17 protein-coding genes are annotated in these 15,226 nt (G+C 53.3%); 11 read left to right on the top strand and 6 right to left on the bottom strand.

The genetic code is table 11. The annotated features are described in order from the left end of the window. Window positions 1–284: 284 nt before the first annotated feature. Window positions 285–2,384 carry a tetratricopeptide repeat-containing sulfotransferase family protein gene (locus AC2FIC_RS07105; RefSeq protein WP_496691466.1) on the top strand — a complete coding sequence of 700 codons (2,100 nt, stop codon included), beginning with the start codon at window positions 285–287 and terminating at the stop codon, window positions 2,382–2,384. A 445-nt stretch (window positions 2,385–2,829) separates the two neighbouring features. On the opposite strand, the gene AC2FIC_RS07100 is transcribed toward AC2FIC_RS07105, so the two are convergent. After that, complete coding sequence (locus tag AC2FIC_RS07100) at window positions 2,830–3,564, bottom strand: TetR/AcrR family transcriptional regulator (RefSeq protein WP_496691632.1); 735 nt, start codon at window positions 3,562–3,564, stop codon at window positions 2,830–2,832. Here AC2FIC_RS07100 and AC2FIC_RS07095 point away from each other — a divergent pair. From AC2FIC_RS07095 to AC2FIC_RS07085, 3 genes are read left to right on the top strand one after another with little or no spacing between them, the layout of a single operon-like run. Next, window positions 3,518–4,054: a redoxin domain-containing protein gene (locus tag AC2FIC_RS07095; RefSeq protein WP_496691467.1), complete on the top strand. Its 537-nt coding sequence runs from the start codon at window positions 3,518–3,520 to the stop codon at window positions 4,052–4,054. The two genes, AC2FIC_RS07100 and AC2FIC_RS07095, sit on opposite strands and share 47 nt — an antisense overlap. 55 nt (window positions 4,055–4,109) lie before the next feature. Then, window positions 4,110–4,577 carry a YybH family protein gene (locus tag AC2FIC_RS07090; RefSeq protein ID WP_496691468.1) on the top strand — a complete coding sequence of 156 codons (468 nt, stop codon included), beginning with the start codon at window positions 4,110–4,112 and terminating at the stop codon, window positions 4,575–4,577. Window positions 4,578–4,618: 41 nt separating this feature from the next. Then, the gene (locus AC2FIC_RS07085; RefSeq protein WP_496691469.1) at window positions 4,619–5,026 is read left to right on the top strand and encodes a hypothetical protein; all 408 of its coding nucleotides are present in this window, start codon (window positions 4,619–4,621) and stop codon (window positions 5,024–5,026) included. Window positions 5,027–5,344: 318 nt separating this feature from the next. On the opposite strand, the gene AC2FIC_RS07080 is transcribed toward AC2FIC_RS07085, so the two are convergent. Both AC2FIC_RS07080 and AC2FIC_RS07075 read right to left on the bottom strand, forming a co-directional pair. Beyond that, window positions 5,345–5,971, bottom strand: coding sequence for a DUF2306 domain-containing protein (locus tag AC2FIC_RS07080; protein ID WP_496691470.1), 627 nt, complete (start codon window positions 5,969–5,971; stop codon window positions 5,345–5,347). Continuing rightward, entirely contained in the window at window positions 5,964–6,674 is a 711-nt protein-coding gene (locus tag AC2FIC_RS07075; protein ID WP_496691471.1) for a hypothetical protein, read from the bottom strand. Before AC2FIC_RS07075 ends, AC2FIC_RS07080 begins: the two co-directional genes overlap by 8 nt. 83 nt (window positions 6,675–6,757) lie before the next feature. On the opposite strand from AC2FIC_RS07075, the gene AC2FIC_RS07070 reads away from it, so the two are divergent. From AC2FIC_RS07070 to AC2FIC_RS07060, 3 genes are read left to right on the top strand one after another with little or no spacing between them, the layout of a single operon-like run. Further along, window positions 6,758–7,210 (top strand): MarR family winged helix-turn-helix transcriptional regulator, encoded by a 453-nt coding sequence (locus tag AC2FIC_RS07070; RefSeq protein WP_496691472.1) that lies wholly within the window; start codon window positions 6,758–6,760, stop codon window positions 7,208–7,210. A 1-nt stretch (window position 7,211) separates the two neighbouring features. Further along, window positions 7,212–7,436 (top strand): hypothetical protein, encoded by a 225-nt coding sequence (locus tag AC2FIC_RS07065; protein WP_496691473.1) that lies wholly within the window; start codon window positions 7,212–7,214, stop codon window positions 7,434–7,436. 5 nt (window positions 7,437–7,441) lie between these two features. Next, window positions 7,442–8,065 (top strand): SAM-dependent methyltransferase, encoded by a 624-nt coding sequence (locus AC2FIC_RS07060; protein WP_496691474.1) that lies wholly within the window; start codon window positions 7,442–7,444, stop codon window positions 8,063–8,065. 868 nt (window positions 8,066–8,933) lie between these two features. On the opposite strand, the gene AC2FIC_RS07055 is transcribed toward AC2FIC_RS07060, so the two are convergent. From AC2FIC_RS07055 to AC2FIC_RS07045, 3 genes are read right to left on the bottom strand one after another with little or no spacing between them, the layout of a single operon-like run. Then, complete coding sequence (locus AC2FIC_RS07055; protein ID WP_496698212.1) at window positions 8,934–10,310, bottom strand: MATE family efflux transporter; 1,377 nt, start codon at window positions 10,308–10,310, stop codon at window positions 8,934–8,936. 12 nt (window positions 10,311–10,322) lie between these two features. Then, on the bottom strand, window positions 10,323–10,910 hold the full coding sequence (locus tag AC2FIC_RS07050) for a helix-turn-helix domain-containing protein (protein ID WP_496691476.1): 588 nt from the start codon (window positions 10,908–10,910) through the stop codon (window positions 10,323–10,325). Between the two features lie 11 nt (window positions 10,911–10,921). Next, window positions 10,922–11,500, bottom strand: a complete 579-nt coding sequence (locus tag AC2FIC_RS07045) for a carboxymuconolactone decarboxylase family protein (protein WP_496691477.1) — start codon at window positions 11,498–11,500, stop codon at window positions 10,922–10,924. A gap of 334 nt (window positions 11,501–11,834) precedes the next feature. Here AC2FIC_RS07045 and AC2FIC_RS07040 point away from each other — a divergent pair, with 334 nt between their 5' ends. From AC2FIC_RS07040 to AC2FIC_RS07025, 4 genes are read left to right on the top strand one after another with little or no spacing between them, the layout of a single operon-like run. Continuing rightward, window positions 11,835–12,563: an amino acid ABC transporter ATP-binding protein gene (locus tag AC2FIC_RS07040; RefSeq protein WP_496691478.1), complete on the top strand. Its 729-nt coding sequence runs from the start codon at window positions 11,835–11,837 to the stop codon at window positions 12,561–12,563. Between the two features lies 1 nt (window position 12,564). Further along, window positions 12,565–13,407, top strand: a complete 843-nt coding sequence (locus AC2FIC_RS07035) for an amino acid ABC transporter permease (RefSeq protein WP_496691479.1) — start codon at window positions 12,565–12,567, stop codon at window positions 13,405–13,407. A 36-nt stretch (window positions 13,408–13,443) separates the two neighbouring features. Continuing rightward, window positions 13,444–14,277, top strand: coding sequence for a transporter substrate-binding domain-containing protein (locus tag AC2FIC_RS07030; RefSeq protein ID WP_496691480.1), 834 nt, complete (start codon window positions 13,444–13,446; stop codon window positions 14,275–14,277). Window positions 14,278–14,332: 55 nt separating this feature from the next. Then, the gene (locus AC2FIC_RS07025) at window positions 14,333–15,214 is read left to right on the top strand and encodes an amino acid ABC transporter permease (RefSeq protein ID WP_496691481.1); all 882 of its coding nucleotides are present in this window, start codon (window positions 14,333–14,335) and stop codon (window positions 15,212–15,214) included. The last annotated feature ends 12 nt before the right edge of the window (window positions 15,215–15,226 follow it).

The raw sequence follows: 15,226 nt of genomic DNA, 5'->3' as shown, positions 1-15,226 counted from the left end.
TACGCCCCCCACGGAGCTTGGGGGCGTTCGCCCTCGACCCATTATTAGACATTTACTATCCCGTTAGATTATCTTGTTTTTTTCTCGAAACTCGTCGCGTTTTTGCAATCGGCTCCGCTTACGAACCGTTAATAAATCGTTAACATGTATGCAATCTACCAATTTTCCATTGCATAGGATGACCTATTGCTGTTGGAAATTCGTAGGAAAACTGCAACACAATGTGGCGACTTGACGGCGCTTGAGATCAGGCTGTTGTCATGCGCCAGCCCGGAGCTACTTGAATGCCTAAAAACCAGACATTATCCATCGGTGAGGCTTACAACCAAGGAGTTCAGGCCTACGATACAGGGCATTTGAATAAAGCTGTCAATGTTCTGAACCAAGTGCTCAAAGCTGCGCCCGAATACGCGCCAGCGCATCAACTGCTTGGCGTAATTGCGTTTCAAACCGGTCAAAGCGGGCCAGCTGAAAATGCTATGCGCGAAGCGATCCGATTGCAGCCGGACAATGCTGGGTTCCTGTCGAATTTCACCGAGGTGTTACGCACGAACGGAAAACCTGAAGAAGCAATCAGGGTTGGCAAACGTGCAGTCCAGCTTGCCCCGGGGGTTGCAAATGCGCATTCAAACCTTGGGCTTGCCTATTACGATATAGGTGATTTATCCGAAGCCGAGGCATCTCAGAAGAGAGCGCTGGCCCTTAATCCAGATCTGATTGCTGCGCTGAATAATCTTGGATCAATCGCGCGCGACAACGAGGACAGTGAAGGGGCAATCTCGTTCTATCGTAGGGTGCTAGATTTGCGCCCGGACTATCTCGAGAGTGTCAACAATCTCATTTCTGTAATGATAGAAGCTGAGGAGCTAGAAGAAGCTAGAGATTTTGCAGATGACTGTCTTGGCAAGGGGTATATTTCCGCAGAGTTGCACCGCAATCGGGGACGGTTACACGTTTTGCAGAGCGAATGGGACGAAGCCGAATGCTGTTTTCGAAATGCGATTTCGCTAGATGAAAAAAAGCCCGAAGCTTATGTCGGGCTTGCGCAGGTCCTGATCGAGAAAAACCTGCATGAACTTGCCCTTGTCGAGGCAGAAAAAGCGCAGCACTTAGACCCCGGCCACGCGCCTGCATATCACTATATAGCCGTTTGCAAATCGCACCTTGGCGACCTCGAGGCCGGTTTTGCCAACTACGAGAAGACCCTTGAGCTAAAACCGGATTTCTCGGCCACAATGATCGCCTTGGGCCATCTGGAGATGGAGCAGGGCAATTTTGACGCTGCCCGCAGCTGGTTCAACAAGGCCGCAGAAAGTGACAAGGCGCGTTTGAATGCGCAGATCGCGTTGGTTAAGTTGGATAAAGTTACCGAAGACAACCTTGATTTTCAGGGTCTTGTGGCTGCGTTGCCTAACGCCGACAAGATGCTTCCTGAACAATCGGTATCGTATCACTACGCATTGGGAAAATGTTATGAGGACCTCAAGCGCTACGACAGCGCTTTTGAACATTTTGCAAAAGGGGCTGCAGTAAAGCGCAGCATTATCGATTTTGATGCCGACCAAATCGAGGAAACGGCAGACGACCTGATCGCGGCCTTTACACCGGAACTGGTCGAAAAACTTCACCAGAGCTCGGTGGACAGCAGCCAACCAATTTTTGTTGTTGGTATGCCGCGGTCTGGAACGACGCTGACGGAGTCGATCCTCGCCAGCCATTCAGACGTATTCGGAGCCGGAGAGCTTAACTATTTGCACAAACTTTTCACCGATCAACTGCGCGGTGGAAACAAGAAAACTGGAAGTCTGATTGCGGCTCTCTCGGATCAGGAGCTTTCAAAACGCGCCCAACGATATGTCCAGCGGCTCGATGCGCACGCTCCTGGTAAACCTTATATCGTTGATAAGATGCCTGCAAACTTTCTGATGGTTGGCCTGATTCATGCGATCATGCCCAATGCGCGGATCGTGCATGTCGCGCGCAATCCGCTAGATACGTGTCTGTCCTGCTTCACCCGAGTGTTTCAGCGCAGTCAGCTCCACAGCTACGACCAGATCGAATTGGGTCGATACTTTAATGCCTATGTGCGCGTTATGCAGCATTGGAAGGAAGTTCTCCCCGCCGGCAGCTTTCACACCATTCACTATGAGAGCCTTATCGATGATATCGAGTTCGAAGCGCGACGCTTGATAGCATATTGTGGCCTCGAGTGGGATAATCGTTGTCTCGAGTTTTACAAAGGGGCACGACGTGTCCGCACTGCAAGTGTTCAGCAAGTGCGCCAGCCATTATACAGCTCGTCAAAGGAGAAATGGCGAAACTACGAATCTCACTTAGCACCGCTTATCGAGACAATCGGAGAAGCAAGGATTCCGTTTCGATAATCTTTGGATTGATATTGGTCCTAAAAGGTGTCGGAACTACTAAGGCGTGCTGTTATTGAGGCAAATTCCTTTGAGCCGCACATGAATTTGAGTGCAAGCAATCGAACTTTGATCATCCAGCCACAAGCGACGGAGAGCCAGCAAACCTAGCTTCTAACACCAAATTTTTGGCCGCATCTTTTCTCTTGGTTAGAAAAAGCATTCATTCGAGTCAAAATCATCAAGGTCAGCAAAGTCCCGCAGACTGTGAGTTACCGTTCTACAGGATTTTGCACGCGCGACGAACGGCAGCTAAGCGGGCTGGACTGCAGCATCGAGACAAGCCGATAGATGTCGGCTAAGGGCCGACTTTAAAGACTGAAACTTGGTTTGTGCCAAGGTTGCTGCGCTGTCTCCTAGGTCCACTCTGAGCCCAGAGTTACCGATGCTGCGCTTTGCACCAAAGTCAGCTTTCGGAATTCGCTAGAACAGAGTTCACGTACTTATCTATGTCGCCCGCCAGGTCGTCATCTGAGAATCCGGCACGTGCCCGGAACACCATGCCCTGCCGTAGGTCGAACATCATTTTGGCACGATCAACGCTCGGAAAACGCTGCGGCAACTTACCGTTAATCACTTCCTGATCAAAGCGGGCCGTGATGCGCTTATCTGTCGATATGATCGCGTCTCGTAGCAATTCGGCGGTGCCGTCCACGTGCCCAGCACTTGTCGCGACGCAAGAAACAAGAAAGCACCCCTTTGCCCCACTGTCATGGTGCGTTGAGTAGTCAATCACAGCCTCAAAGAAGGCGCGAACAGCCTGCCGAATATCGGGCACGGTCTCCAATGCGACCAAGGGCGCACAGGCATCATTCGTCGCATAGCTGTTGATTGCTTCCAAGTAAAGGCCGTGCTTGTCACCGAACTCTGCATAAAGGCTGGGACTGTTGATCCCCATTTCATCTGTCAACAGCTTCATCGATGCGCCTTCATAACCTTGTTTCCAGAACACGCCGATGGCCTTGGTGAGGGCTTCGTCCCGGTCGAAGGTTTTGGGCCGCCCAACTTTTTTTGTGACAATCATTACAAAATTCCTTGACGTTTCGCTTTTGGTATTTTTATAACGATCATCACAAAACGCAAGGACAAGAAAAATGTCATCACGAAAAACACCTGCTGGATCACAGTTTCCCGCAATCACAGTGCCCAAATTAGGCGGGGGTGACCTTATTCTCGGTGCTCCGCATGGAGGGCATGATTGGCAAATGGTCGTCGTTTATCGAGGTAAGCATTGCCCGATGTGCACAAGCTATTTGAAGGAGTTGGAAGTCCTGCTGACAGAATTTCACGCTCTTGGCGTAGATGTTGTCGCGGTCTCCGCCGACCCTGAATCCAAGGCGACCGACCAGATCGCACTGATGCAGTCAAGCTATCCGGTTGGGTATGATCTGAGCCTCAACCAAATGCACGAACTTGGGCTTTATGTGTCTGATCCTCGGTCGGCAGCGGAAACGGATCAACCCTTCGCAGAACCCGGCATCTTTATCGTGAACGCAGATGGTCAGGTGCAGGTCACGGATATCTCCAACGCGCCATTCGCTCGGCCAGACTTGAAAACCTTGCTTGGCGGTCTGCGCTTTATCCGCAACCCTGAGAATAACTACCCAATCCGGGGGACGCGCGCCGCATAAGGCAAGCTCCCTCTAACTCCCTAAAATCAATACACTAAACCGAAAGGACAAGCTTATGCGCTTGACATCCGCTCTCTTCACTATTGCCCTCGTTGCCTCTCTGGCAGTGCCCGCATTCGCCGAAACCGCTGCACAAAGCGCAGCACGGGAAAGCCTGATCGCCTTCAATGATCGTTTCAATGAATTGGCGGCAACCCATGACGCAGCCGGGCTCATTGCCCTCTATGACGAAGATGCGTTCTGGATCGCGCCAGCGACACCTCCAGCGCAAGGCCGCGACGGTGTTCCGCGTCAGACCATCACTTTCATGAGCGAGAACGAAGGCGAGCTGTCGCACACGATCGAAGACCTGTTCATCTCTGACGACGGCACGCAGGCGGTCATGAAAGGCATAACCCGCGCCGCCGTCGAAAGTCAGGGCTTCCAGCTTGAAGGATCATACATCTACGTCCTGGAGCGCGAAAGCGAAGACGATAACTGGCAGATCGTGCTGGATATGTTCAGCAACTACGCGACCGATTGATCGCTCGCGCCAAACCACCTTTTCCCAAAAGGACCATTTCAATGGCTATGACCGAAAACCACTCCAACGCCTCCGCTGTCGAAGAGACACTGGACGGGCTGATCCACGGCGTCTCAGGGCATTCGTTCGAAGTGCTCGACAACCTCTATCACCGCGACATGCAGACCTATCTTCTGCTGAACGATGGCACCCTGATGCGCAACGACAAACCCGGATTCATGGAGTTCATCAAACACAACATGGGCGCACTGAAAGACGACAACCCTTGGGTGAAGTATCACCTGGTCGAAGCTGACGACACGCATGGCCACATCGTCGTCAGCCGAAAGAACGATGCAACCGGTCGCTATCAGCTCATCTCACTCAGCATCGACTTCGTGCTTGAGGATGGCCGCTGGCAGATCACCCGCGAGATCATCATGACCCGCAGTGAGGCAGCGGACGCCTAAGCTCAGGTTCACTTGATCGGACCCAATCTAGTGAAGCGGCCATTCGAGGAATACCTCGACATGACCGCTTCGTCCGCAAACAGTGAGCATAATGGCCTTCTGGCTTTGCACTCGCGGCGAAGGGCAGTAATGCGGGCTGCGACCGCAGCATGTAAGTTGGCTGAGGGATGTCGGCTCTGGGCCGTCAACGTCGGCACGGGCGTCTTCCTCCGAAGCGGTGATCTGCACTGCCGCATGATCGCAAAGAGCCCATTCTGACAAACGCTGCGCTTCCGACGCATATCGGCTCCTTGGCAAAATACAAAACCTCGCGTTCGGTCAATTTGTTGACGCTCTGCCTCTCTTGCGCGTTCTTCGAATCCATACTTCTGCAAGTAGGAGGTTGGGGACCCAACTCATCGCTACAGCGATGAAATATGCCGTGCCTGTTTCCTGACTGTCGCCTGCCAGGACCGGCACCCAGAAGCTGAATGTCACGAAGAAAAACGCCAGGAAATAACTTCGCAACATCCATTCACGGTGGAGAGAAATATTGCGTTTCCGGATCATCTTGTATGCGAAAATCGTGGACAGAAGCCAAAAGAATCCCAGCAGGAAAAACGACAATCTCGCGGCCCAGCTCACATCGAAGAATGCAGCATTGAGTACCGCCGCGATGCTCGCCAGACATGCGCTGTAGACGTAGATGCGGCCACCCCAGCGATGCGCGCGAATGAAACGGGTTCGTATCGCAGGGTTGAACTGCATTATCCCGGCGATCAATGCGATTCCGCCAGCCAGAGCATGGATTTGAAATGGCAACGGCAGCGCGCGCATCTTGTCAGTTTCAGCAAGGCCAATACTTGCTGCGATAGCGAAAACCCCATACGCCACGCCGGTAGCCGCAAGGATGCACCATGCGCCCCACATTTTCCAACGCCATCGCATGAAATGATCTTTAATCATGGCCATCTCCGTGCGCGCCTATCATCGACTTGCCCGCACCGGCAGTGAGCATTGACGCAGCATCCAGTTCCAGAATTTCGCAGGACCCTGGCCCCCGCACGTGGTCGTCACCGGACACCAGACCAGCGGCAATCGACCCTGCGTAACCAAGCGACACAATTGCAACCGCCGCCCATACGCACCTTGACCGAAACTGCAGGCCGATCAATACGGCGAGAGTGAGCCCCAAGCCGATCTCGATCACCATGAAAACCCGACCGTAGTATCGAGGTTCCCAATAGGAAACTGGTGAGCGGAAGATCCAGTTCGTGAAAGGCATCCATTGCGCGCGCGCATCGTCATGGTGCAGCAGAAAATCAACCCCCACATGAAGCAGTGCGGAGCTGGCGAACACGATCACGATCAGCGCGATCCTACGTGGCCAAACGGCAGGCAGGATCAGACCGGTGAGGCCCAGGGCGATAAGGGCGAGATACAAGGGGATCGAGTTCAGCAGCATCTGAAGCGTTGTCCACGGCTGCTCCCAGTACCGATAATGAAACACTTCGCACCCGCTGGCCCCTTGCTGCCGCTCGACTATGAACATCGCCCAGACATCGGTATCAGGCACTAACGCGCCCATCAGACCAGCCAGAGCAACTGTAGTACGTCCCGGCCTCGCGAAGATTGCGGCTCCGATCAGTAGATGGGTTTGCGTGAACATGAGCAGCATCACCATATTGACAATTAAGTTGTCATAATTCATAGTGACACCTAAGTTGTCAAATAGAATCCCGGAGCCCCCGCGTGACGCAGCAAAACAAAGAACTCACCGCACTGATCAGAGAAATAAGGACAGCGTTCAACCGGCTCAAATCCGTTGCCGAAGCTCTGCACGCCGATCTGGATATCAATCCGTCGATGCGGGCGGTCCTGCAGGCATTGATCTTCAAGGCGCCACAAACGGTGCCCGATATCGCCAAAGCCAAAGGTGTCTCGCGTCAGCATGTGCAGAAAAACATGAATACCCTGTTGGAGAAGGGTCTTGCCCACGCGCAGGACAATCCCGATCACAAGAGATCAGTACTTTATTTGCCCACCCCAACCGGCATTGATCTTTTTGCCGAGATGCAGGACCGGGAAGACGCACCGATGGCCGCGTTGGCCGAGGCCACGGCAGCGCATGATGTCGCAGCTTCGGCGCAGCTGTTGGCCAGTCTCAACGACGCGCTTGAAATCATGATGGAGAAGGGGAGCTAACATGATTCAGCACTCGAAACGCCACAGCAAGACCCTCGGCATCGTCATTGTCGCACTATTTATATGGGGTGTCGCCGCCCTGTGGTCGTGGAATACCTTTGCGGTGGACCTTCTGGGGTTTCCCGAGATGGCGTATCGCCATGCGCTTGCCCTCGGCGTTCTCGTTCTTTCGATTGGCGGGTTGCTGGCGATGCCCCTGTGGATGTCTCGCGCGGGTAACGCGTAGTGTCGATGAAACCGAAGATCGTCGCACAGTTTCGGCATCCATCGGGCCTGTTGGGTGCGTTGGCGGGACGGATCATGGCAGCGCGGCAATCGAACCGTTTCCGAAATGACAGAACAGTCGATTTGATGGCTCTGTCGCCCGATAGCCGCGTGCTTGAGATCGGCTGCGGCCCGGGTCTGGCCCTCGCAAAATGTGCCTCTGTTGTAACGTCAGGGCGGGTGGTCGGTCTTGACCATTCCGAGGTGATGATCCGGCAGGCTCGCAATCGGCTAAGAGAACAGTGTGCCGCAGACAGAGTCACGTTGATCGAGGGCGGGATCGACCGCCTTGCTAACTGGCCGGGCGCATTTGACCGCATCTTCTCGCTGAACGTCATACAGTTTCAGAGCGACAAACACGGGTTTTTTGGTGCAGTATATGAAGCATTGGCTACTGGCGGGCTTTGCCTGACCACCTATCAACCACGGCTGGACGCGGATGGCCCGGGTGCTGCGCGACGCATGATCGCCAGCATCGAGGAAGCGCTCCACGCTGTTGGTTTCGAGAACGTGACCGAAATCGAGATCTTTGGCGGGGCCACTCCGGCGATTTGTGTCATCGGCCAGAAGAACGATCCTTACCGAAACTAACCAAAGGAGATCTAACACTGCACAAATTTATGGAATTGGAGGATCTTTCTTCAGATCTGATGATCCGGCTAGACTAGCAGAATGGTATGGGACCCATCTATCAATCCCCTCAACTCCGGCTTCGCCCACCATGCAATCCTGGATCAGCGAGCGCAGCGTGACAATCTTTTCGACGTTCCCGAAAGACAGCGACTACTATCCCGGAGACCGGGGCTTCATCCTGAACATTCTACGTCGCGGACTTTGATGCGATGTTCAAAGAGCTGAATGTTGCCAGAATCGAAAGCGGCGCCGAAGTCGAGATGGGGGATTGGAAGGTTTGCTCGCATTCACGATCCGGAATTAGATCCAATCGATCTGTGGGAACCCATTCTGAGGTGTTGTCACATTAACCGTTGTTTGGTTACTCATGCTTGGAATTGGTCGTAGGTGGCATCGATGAATCCATCGTCCATCACCTACAAGCGTCGCCGATTTCCTCCTCGGATCATTACCCAGGCTGGGTGGCCTTATGTTCGAGCTTGCGTGAAGTTGACGCGAGGCTTCTGCAGCGCGGGGTCGATATTTCTTACGCGACCCTCCGCCGCTGGGTCATCAAGTTCAGACCGCTGACCGTAACACTGCGCGCAGAATTTTAACCTGAGCAGTACTGAGCGCAAAACGATGGTAAATCCAGGCGGCTTAGGCGATGATCTCTCGCGGAAAAACGATAGCCCTTCAGGCGCGGCATTTTGAACGGCATCTTTATGCGTGAGCGGTAACCAGTTCAGAACGCGCAAACAAGTTGGCACTATCCATTTGATGCCTGGAATGTCGCCTCCCAAGCAGCTTGAAATCTGAGCACGGGCACTTCTTTGTGGACTGGATGTTAACGTGACAACACCCAAAACCCCCCTATCTCGCGCTGTGCTACATGTGTGGTCACGATAAGAGCGATCGCCCATCCTGTCACAACGGCAGCCGCGGTGCCAAACCAAACACCGGTTTCGTTAAAGCCCAGCAGCCAAACAAAAACCCAGACAAAAAAGGCTACCCCAAACCCCTGCCGATACAGGCTGATCCACACCGTCCAGATCGGTCTTTTCAAAGCCTGCAAAAGAGAGTTGATCGAAAAAAGCATCATATAGAAAGGCAGTATCAGGCTGTCGACGCGCAAGTAACTCACTCCAACGCGGATGACTTCGGGGTCATCAGTAAACTGCCGCAGCAAGGGTCTTCCAAATATCCATAGAGTAGGCGCTGCGATAGCTGTCATGATGAAGCCAACTTTCCAGCAATAAAATACTGCTTCCCTTACTCTCGCGTATTCATGGGCTCCAAAATTTTGGGACGCAATTGGTAGCAGCGCCCCGGTTACACCAAGCACCGGCAAAAGTAGAATCTGTTCAAGTCGAATTGCCACTCCATGGCCCGCGATTGCGTGTTCCCCAAAGATTTTCAGGGCGAACTGCATGACAAAACCTGACAGCAACATCACCATGAAGGATGTGGCTGTTGGTAGAACCTGGACAGATATTTCGGCAAACTTTTCCAAACGTGGGGCAAAGTTTCGGAATCGTATGCGCCTCATCCTTCGCCGTCCGAGTACTTGCCGGACCATGAAGACCATGACGCCGGTCTGACTGATGACGGTCGAGACAGCCAAACCATCGAAGCCTATGCCGGGAACCAGACCTGGAATGCCATAGATCAACAGCGGGTTTAGACCGATATTGACAAAAAATGCGACCACGAGTGCGCGCTGCATCGAAACCGCATCGCCGTGCGCCTGTAGGATACCGTTGCACCCAAACGCCAGCAAGAACCCAGGCAGAGCCAAAAGCAACCAATAGAAGTAACGCAGCCCCGCATCACGATATGCGCCCGGCTCAGACACCAGCCGGATCAGAGCTGGACCATACCAGTGCCCAGCCAATGCCAATAGGCCGGACGCTATGAGTCCATAGCTCATTCCTTGCGCTGCCAGCCGACGGGCTTTGCGATGATCGCCGGCTCCCAGAGCGTTTCCAACAAGAGCGCTCATCGCGGCCCCAAGCCCAACGCCGACCGATATGGCAATAAAAAACGCCTGAAACCCCAGTGCCAACCCGGCCTGTGCGCTGGTGGACAAAAGCCCAGCAAAGAACATGTCCACGACGTTGTAGAGGGTGTTGAACAGCATTCCGACTGCGGCAGGAATTGCCAGTGTTCGAAAATGCGCCGAGATCGGTCCGCGTGTCAGATCAAGTTCGGCTGGAATGGCCATATCAGCAGGTCATTACGGGCGCTCGGCCTGCACGGTCAAAAAGACAAATTCGGGTGTCAAAACTTCTTCAAACCCATGGTTCAGTTCGGCATCCACGCTGATACTGTCCCCCGCCGACAAAGTGAACCGGGCCTCACCATAACGATAAACCGCTTGCCCCTCTATCGCCTGAACAAAGACAACGCCGTGACCCACGTAGGTTGGTGGATGGCCCTCGTCACGCAGCAGGGTTACACGGCGTGCCTGAAACCTCAGATCTTTCCGGGAATGTAGCGCGAGATTGACATACTCATGGGAATGACCGCTGGCCAGCCGGGTGGATTTCAATCCCTGCCCGTGACGAACGAGGGTATAGTCGGTGTGATCCGTTCTTGCTTCGCGAAACAACGAGACGATGGGCACTTCAAGCGCCTCGGCCAATGCGGCCAATGTGTCGATCGAGGGCGAAACCAATCCATTCTCTATGCGGCTGACCATCGCCGCAGATATGCCAGACTGTTCGGCAAGTCGGCGGGCTGATTGCTTCCGGCTTTGGCGCAGCTCTTTTAGCGACGCGCCGATGGCGCGATCAATTTGTCTTCCCGGAGTGTCACCTTGCATGATACATCCTGTCACTCGTCGGCGTAGTAACCCACGACGTCCCCATCCGTGGTGACGCCGAGACCGTTTAGTAAACGGTTGGCATAGTTGAAATAGCTCACAATCTGGTTGATTTCGAGGATCTCGCCGTCCTCCCAACCTTCATCTTTCAGTGTGGTTGCATCCGTCTCAACCATCGTTCCGGGTGCTAGGGTAAGTTTCTCGGCATAGATCAATGCAGCAAGGTGTGCCCCTTCAAAAGCATCCTGCGGTTGGTGGGCTTTTAGCGCAGCTTCAATTTCATCGGCGCGCGCATTGTTATCAATCAGGTGCCGAGCGTTTGCCCAGTGGTTGGCATAGGAGTAGGGGCAGTTGTTCAGGGTCGACACGTAAGAGCTGATGACTTCCTGAAACCACATCGGTATGGAGTTTGCGTGATCGTGCAGGCACGCTCGGTACAAAATAACATGCCCTTTCATTGTGTTGGGCCGCAGGGAATGCACGCGCATGACATTATCCACCGTCCCGTGCGGCGTGCGTGCCATATCCAATGTGGCCTTTAGCTGATCGTCGGCTTCTTCGTCAGAAATCATCCGAATCCAGGCAGACATTTATGTTTCCTCCCTTGGTCGTCAGCTCAATTTTTAGGCAGTCAAAACCTGCCCGTTGAGTTTTTTATTGACGAATATTGCATATTAAGCAACCATATTAATTAGCGTGCAACAGATTTGAGGATTCTATGGCCTTGCCCGATTGCTCCACTCAATCGCATCGCCAAGCCAACGGCTGCTATCTGGGCAATCCCCGGATCGAGCCACGGCAACAGAATTTCCCGACGGTTTTTCGGGGCGGTAGCTTTCTCACCTCTGCTTCCATCCACTCACGAGGACACCCGAAAGTGTGGTCTCCCGAAACGACAGGCCCGTCATGAACCAACCTTCTCCCATGATTGAGGTAACCAACCTGGATAAATTCTATGGCTCATTTCATGCGCTTAAGAACATTGATCTGAGTGTTCATCAGGGTGAAAAGGTGGTGATCTGCGGCCCGTCCGGTTCGGGGAAATCTACGTTGATCCGCTGTTTCAATGGTTTGGAGTGGCACAATTCCGGGCGTCTCGTGATCGATGGGATCGAAGTATATGAAGGCATAAAGGAAATCCGCGAATTACGGCAAGAGGTTGGGATGGTCTTCCAACAGTTCAATCTGTTTCCGCATCTGACGGTTCTTGAAAACCTGATGATCGGACCGATGAAGGTGCGCAAGGTATCAAAATCTCAAGCCGAAGAGACTGCGCGCAATTATCTGGACCGGGTCCACATTCCTGAACAAGCAGATAAATACCCGGCTCAACTATCTGGTGGACAACAACAGCGGGTGGCCATTGCACGATCCCTGTGCATGGAAACCCGGATCATGCTTTTCGATGAGCCGACCTCTGCCCTTGATCCCGAAATGATCAACGAAGTGCTGGATGTGATGGTTGAACTTGCTGAGACCGGTATGACCATGGTCGTCGTCACCCATGAGATGGGATTTGCCCGTAAGGTCGCTGATACGATGGTTTTTATGGAAGCGGGGCAAATTGTCGAAGTTTCGCCGCCGGAACAGTTCTTTACCAACCCCTCAAGCGAACGCTGTCGCTTGTTCCTAAACCAAATTCTGGAACACTGATATGAGCGATCTGGGCATATCGGGACCTACAGGTCAGGCGCTGCCGAAACCGCCGGTCATTAAGAGGTTTTTTGGCTCAGTACCCGTATCGATCGCTATCTATACAATCATCGTAGGTTTGATTGCCTATGGCTCTTATGCTGGTGCTCAGGGCATGGGGTATAATTGGCAGTGGTACCGCGTACCACAGTTCCTGTACCGCAATACCGAGGTTGGGTTCGAGTGGGGCGAAATTCCGATTGGTCTGGTCGCCACTATTCAACTATCCGTCACGGCCTTTTTGCTGGCAACCGTTCTGGGATTGTTGTTGGCGCTATTGCGGCTGTCCGGATTGGTCGTAGGTTCAGCGGTTGCGGTTGGCTATCTTGAGCTTATCCGGAACATCCCGCTCTTGGTTCTGCTTTATCTCTTTTACTATGTGCTGGGTCCGATCTTCGGGTTTAATCGTTATACCGCGAGTATCTTGACCCTGGCGGTGTTTCATTCTGCGTTGATATCTGAGATTTTGCGGGCGGGGATCAACGCCATCCCCACGGGCCAGTGGGAAGCGGCCAAATCCATCGGGATGAGCCCCTTTCAGATCTATCGTTACATCATCCTGCCGCAATCGGTGCGGTTCATGCTCCCGCCGATGACCGGCGAGGTCGTTCATCTGATCAAATCATCAGCAATTGTCAGCGTGATTGCGGTGGCCGAACTGACCACTTTCGGACGTAACATCATTTCTGACACCTACATGAGTTTCGAAATCTGGTTCACCATCGCATTGGTCTATCTGGTGGTGACCCTGATCCTGTCGATCGGCGTGAGCTATCTGGAGAAGAAATATGCCGTCGACCAATAAACCTGAACAAATTGTCGGACAACAAGGAGAACCAATATGAAGCTTTCTCGCAGAATGCTCGGGGTAGCCCTGGGTGCGGTCGTGGCGACTGGACTGGCGACCTCAAGCTGGGCGCAAAGCGCGACCCAGGAACTGTCCAGTGAAAGTGTGATTGAAACCATCAAGCAGGACGGGGTGATCCGGATTGGTCTTTCACTGTTCGTGCCGTGGTCGATGCGTGACAATAATGGTGAGCTGATCGGATTCGAACTGGATGTTGGGCGCAAATTGGCCGAAGACATGGGGGTCGAGGTCGAATTCGTTCCAACCGCCTGGGATGGCATCATCCCTGCGTTGGTGTCGTCCAATTTCGACGTGATTATCTCAGGTATGTCGATGACCGCGCAGCGAAACCTGACCATCAACTTTACCGATCCTTACGCCTATTCAGGTCTGGCCATCCTTGCCAACAAATCGATGACCGAAGGCATGACACTGGAAGATTTCAATAAACCAGAGATCACTTTTGCCGCCCGCCGCGGTGCGACCCCGGCTGCGGTGATCGCACAGAACTTCCCTGATGCGACCTTGCTTTTGTTCGATGAGGACGGGGCCTCGACCCAGGAAGTTCTAAACGGCAACGCGCATGCATCAATGGCTGCGCAACCGACTCCAAACCGCGAAGCGGGGCGCAATCCTGAAACGTTGTCCGTTCCGTTCGAAAATCTCTATGACCCGCGCGGTGAGGCCTTTGGGGTGCGCAAAGGTGATCCGGATGCCATGAATTTTTTCAACAACTGGATTGCACAGCAATGGCGGTCCGGTTGGCTGGAAGAGCGTCACAACTATTGGTTCGCCACCGAAGAGTGGGCTGATCAGGTTGCGCAGTAACTAAACTAACCGGGGGCGGGTGCACCGCCCCCGAGATTGACGCGGAGCGCGCCCGGTGCAGAATTTCATCAAGAAGCTCAGATGGCCCGACTACCTGATCATGGCGATTTTGATTGCCTTTTTCGGGTATATCTGGCTGTCGATCGAAGGCACGCTCAATTACAAATGGCGCTGGGAGCTTATTCCTGGATATATCGTCGGCTGGCATTCAAGTCGTGAAGAGTACTTTGCCAACCTGCTTTTGCAGGGGCTAGCTGCCACCGTCCGCATCAGTATCTATTCCGGCATTCTGGCCCTTCTGTTGGGCACTATTTTGGGCGTTGCCCGGTGTTCAGCTAATTTGACAATCCGGATGCTGGCCCGAACCTACCTCGAGTTTTTGCGCAACGTGCCACCGGTTGTTGTCGTCTTTATCTTCTTCTTTTTCCTGTCCCAACAACTGATTGACGCCCTGAATCTCGAACGCTGGGCGCGTGGGATCGCGCGACAAGAGAACAACCAGGTCTGGACTTTCTTTTTTGGCGAAATGCGGCGTTTCCCTTCGCTGGTTTCCGGAGTCATCGTTCTGGCGTTGTTTGAAAGCGCCTTTGTCGGGGAAATTATCCGGGCGGGTATTCAGTCAATTCCGAAAGGCCAGCGCGAAGCCGCGCGTTCGATCGGGATGAGTCAACTACAGGAACTTCGCTATGTAGTCCTGCCTCAAGCGTTGAAGAAAGTGGTCCCGCCGCTGGCAAACCAATTTATTTCGTTGATTAAGGACAGCTCGATCTTGTCACTGATCTCAGTACAGGAACTGACATACAAGACCGTCGAACTTGTTGCGTCCTCACGTATGATCTTTGAGGCCTGGATCACGACAGCAGCTTTCTATTTTATCGTCTGTTTCGGCCTCAGCCGTATCTTTGCCCGCCTCGAAAAACGATCGGATAAACGATAGGTCGGACGACCC

It is taken from the genome of Ruegeria sp. CDSC079, assembly GCF_059610505.1.
The sequence above is the reverse complement of the archived record's forward strand: the minus strand, read 5'-3'. Positions and strand labels throughout refer to the sequence as shown.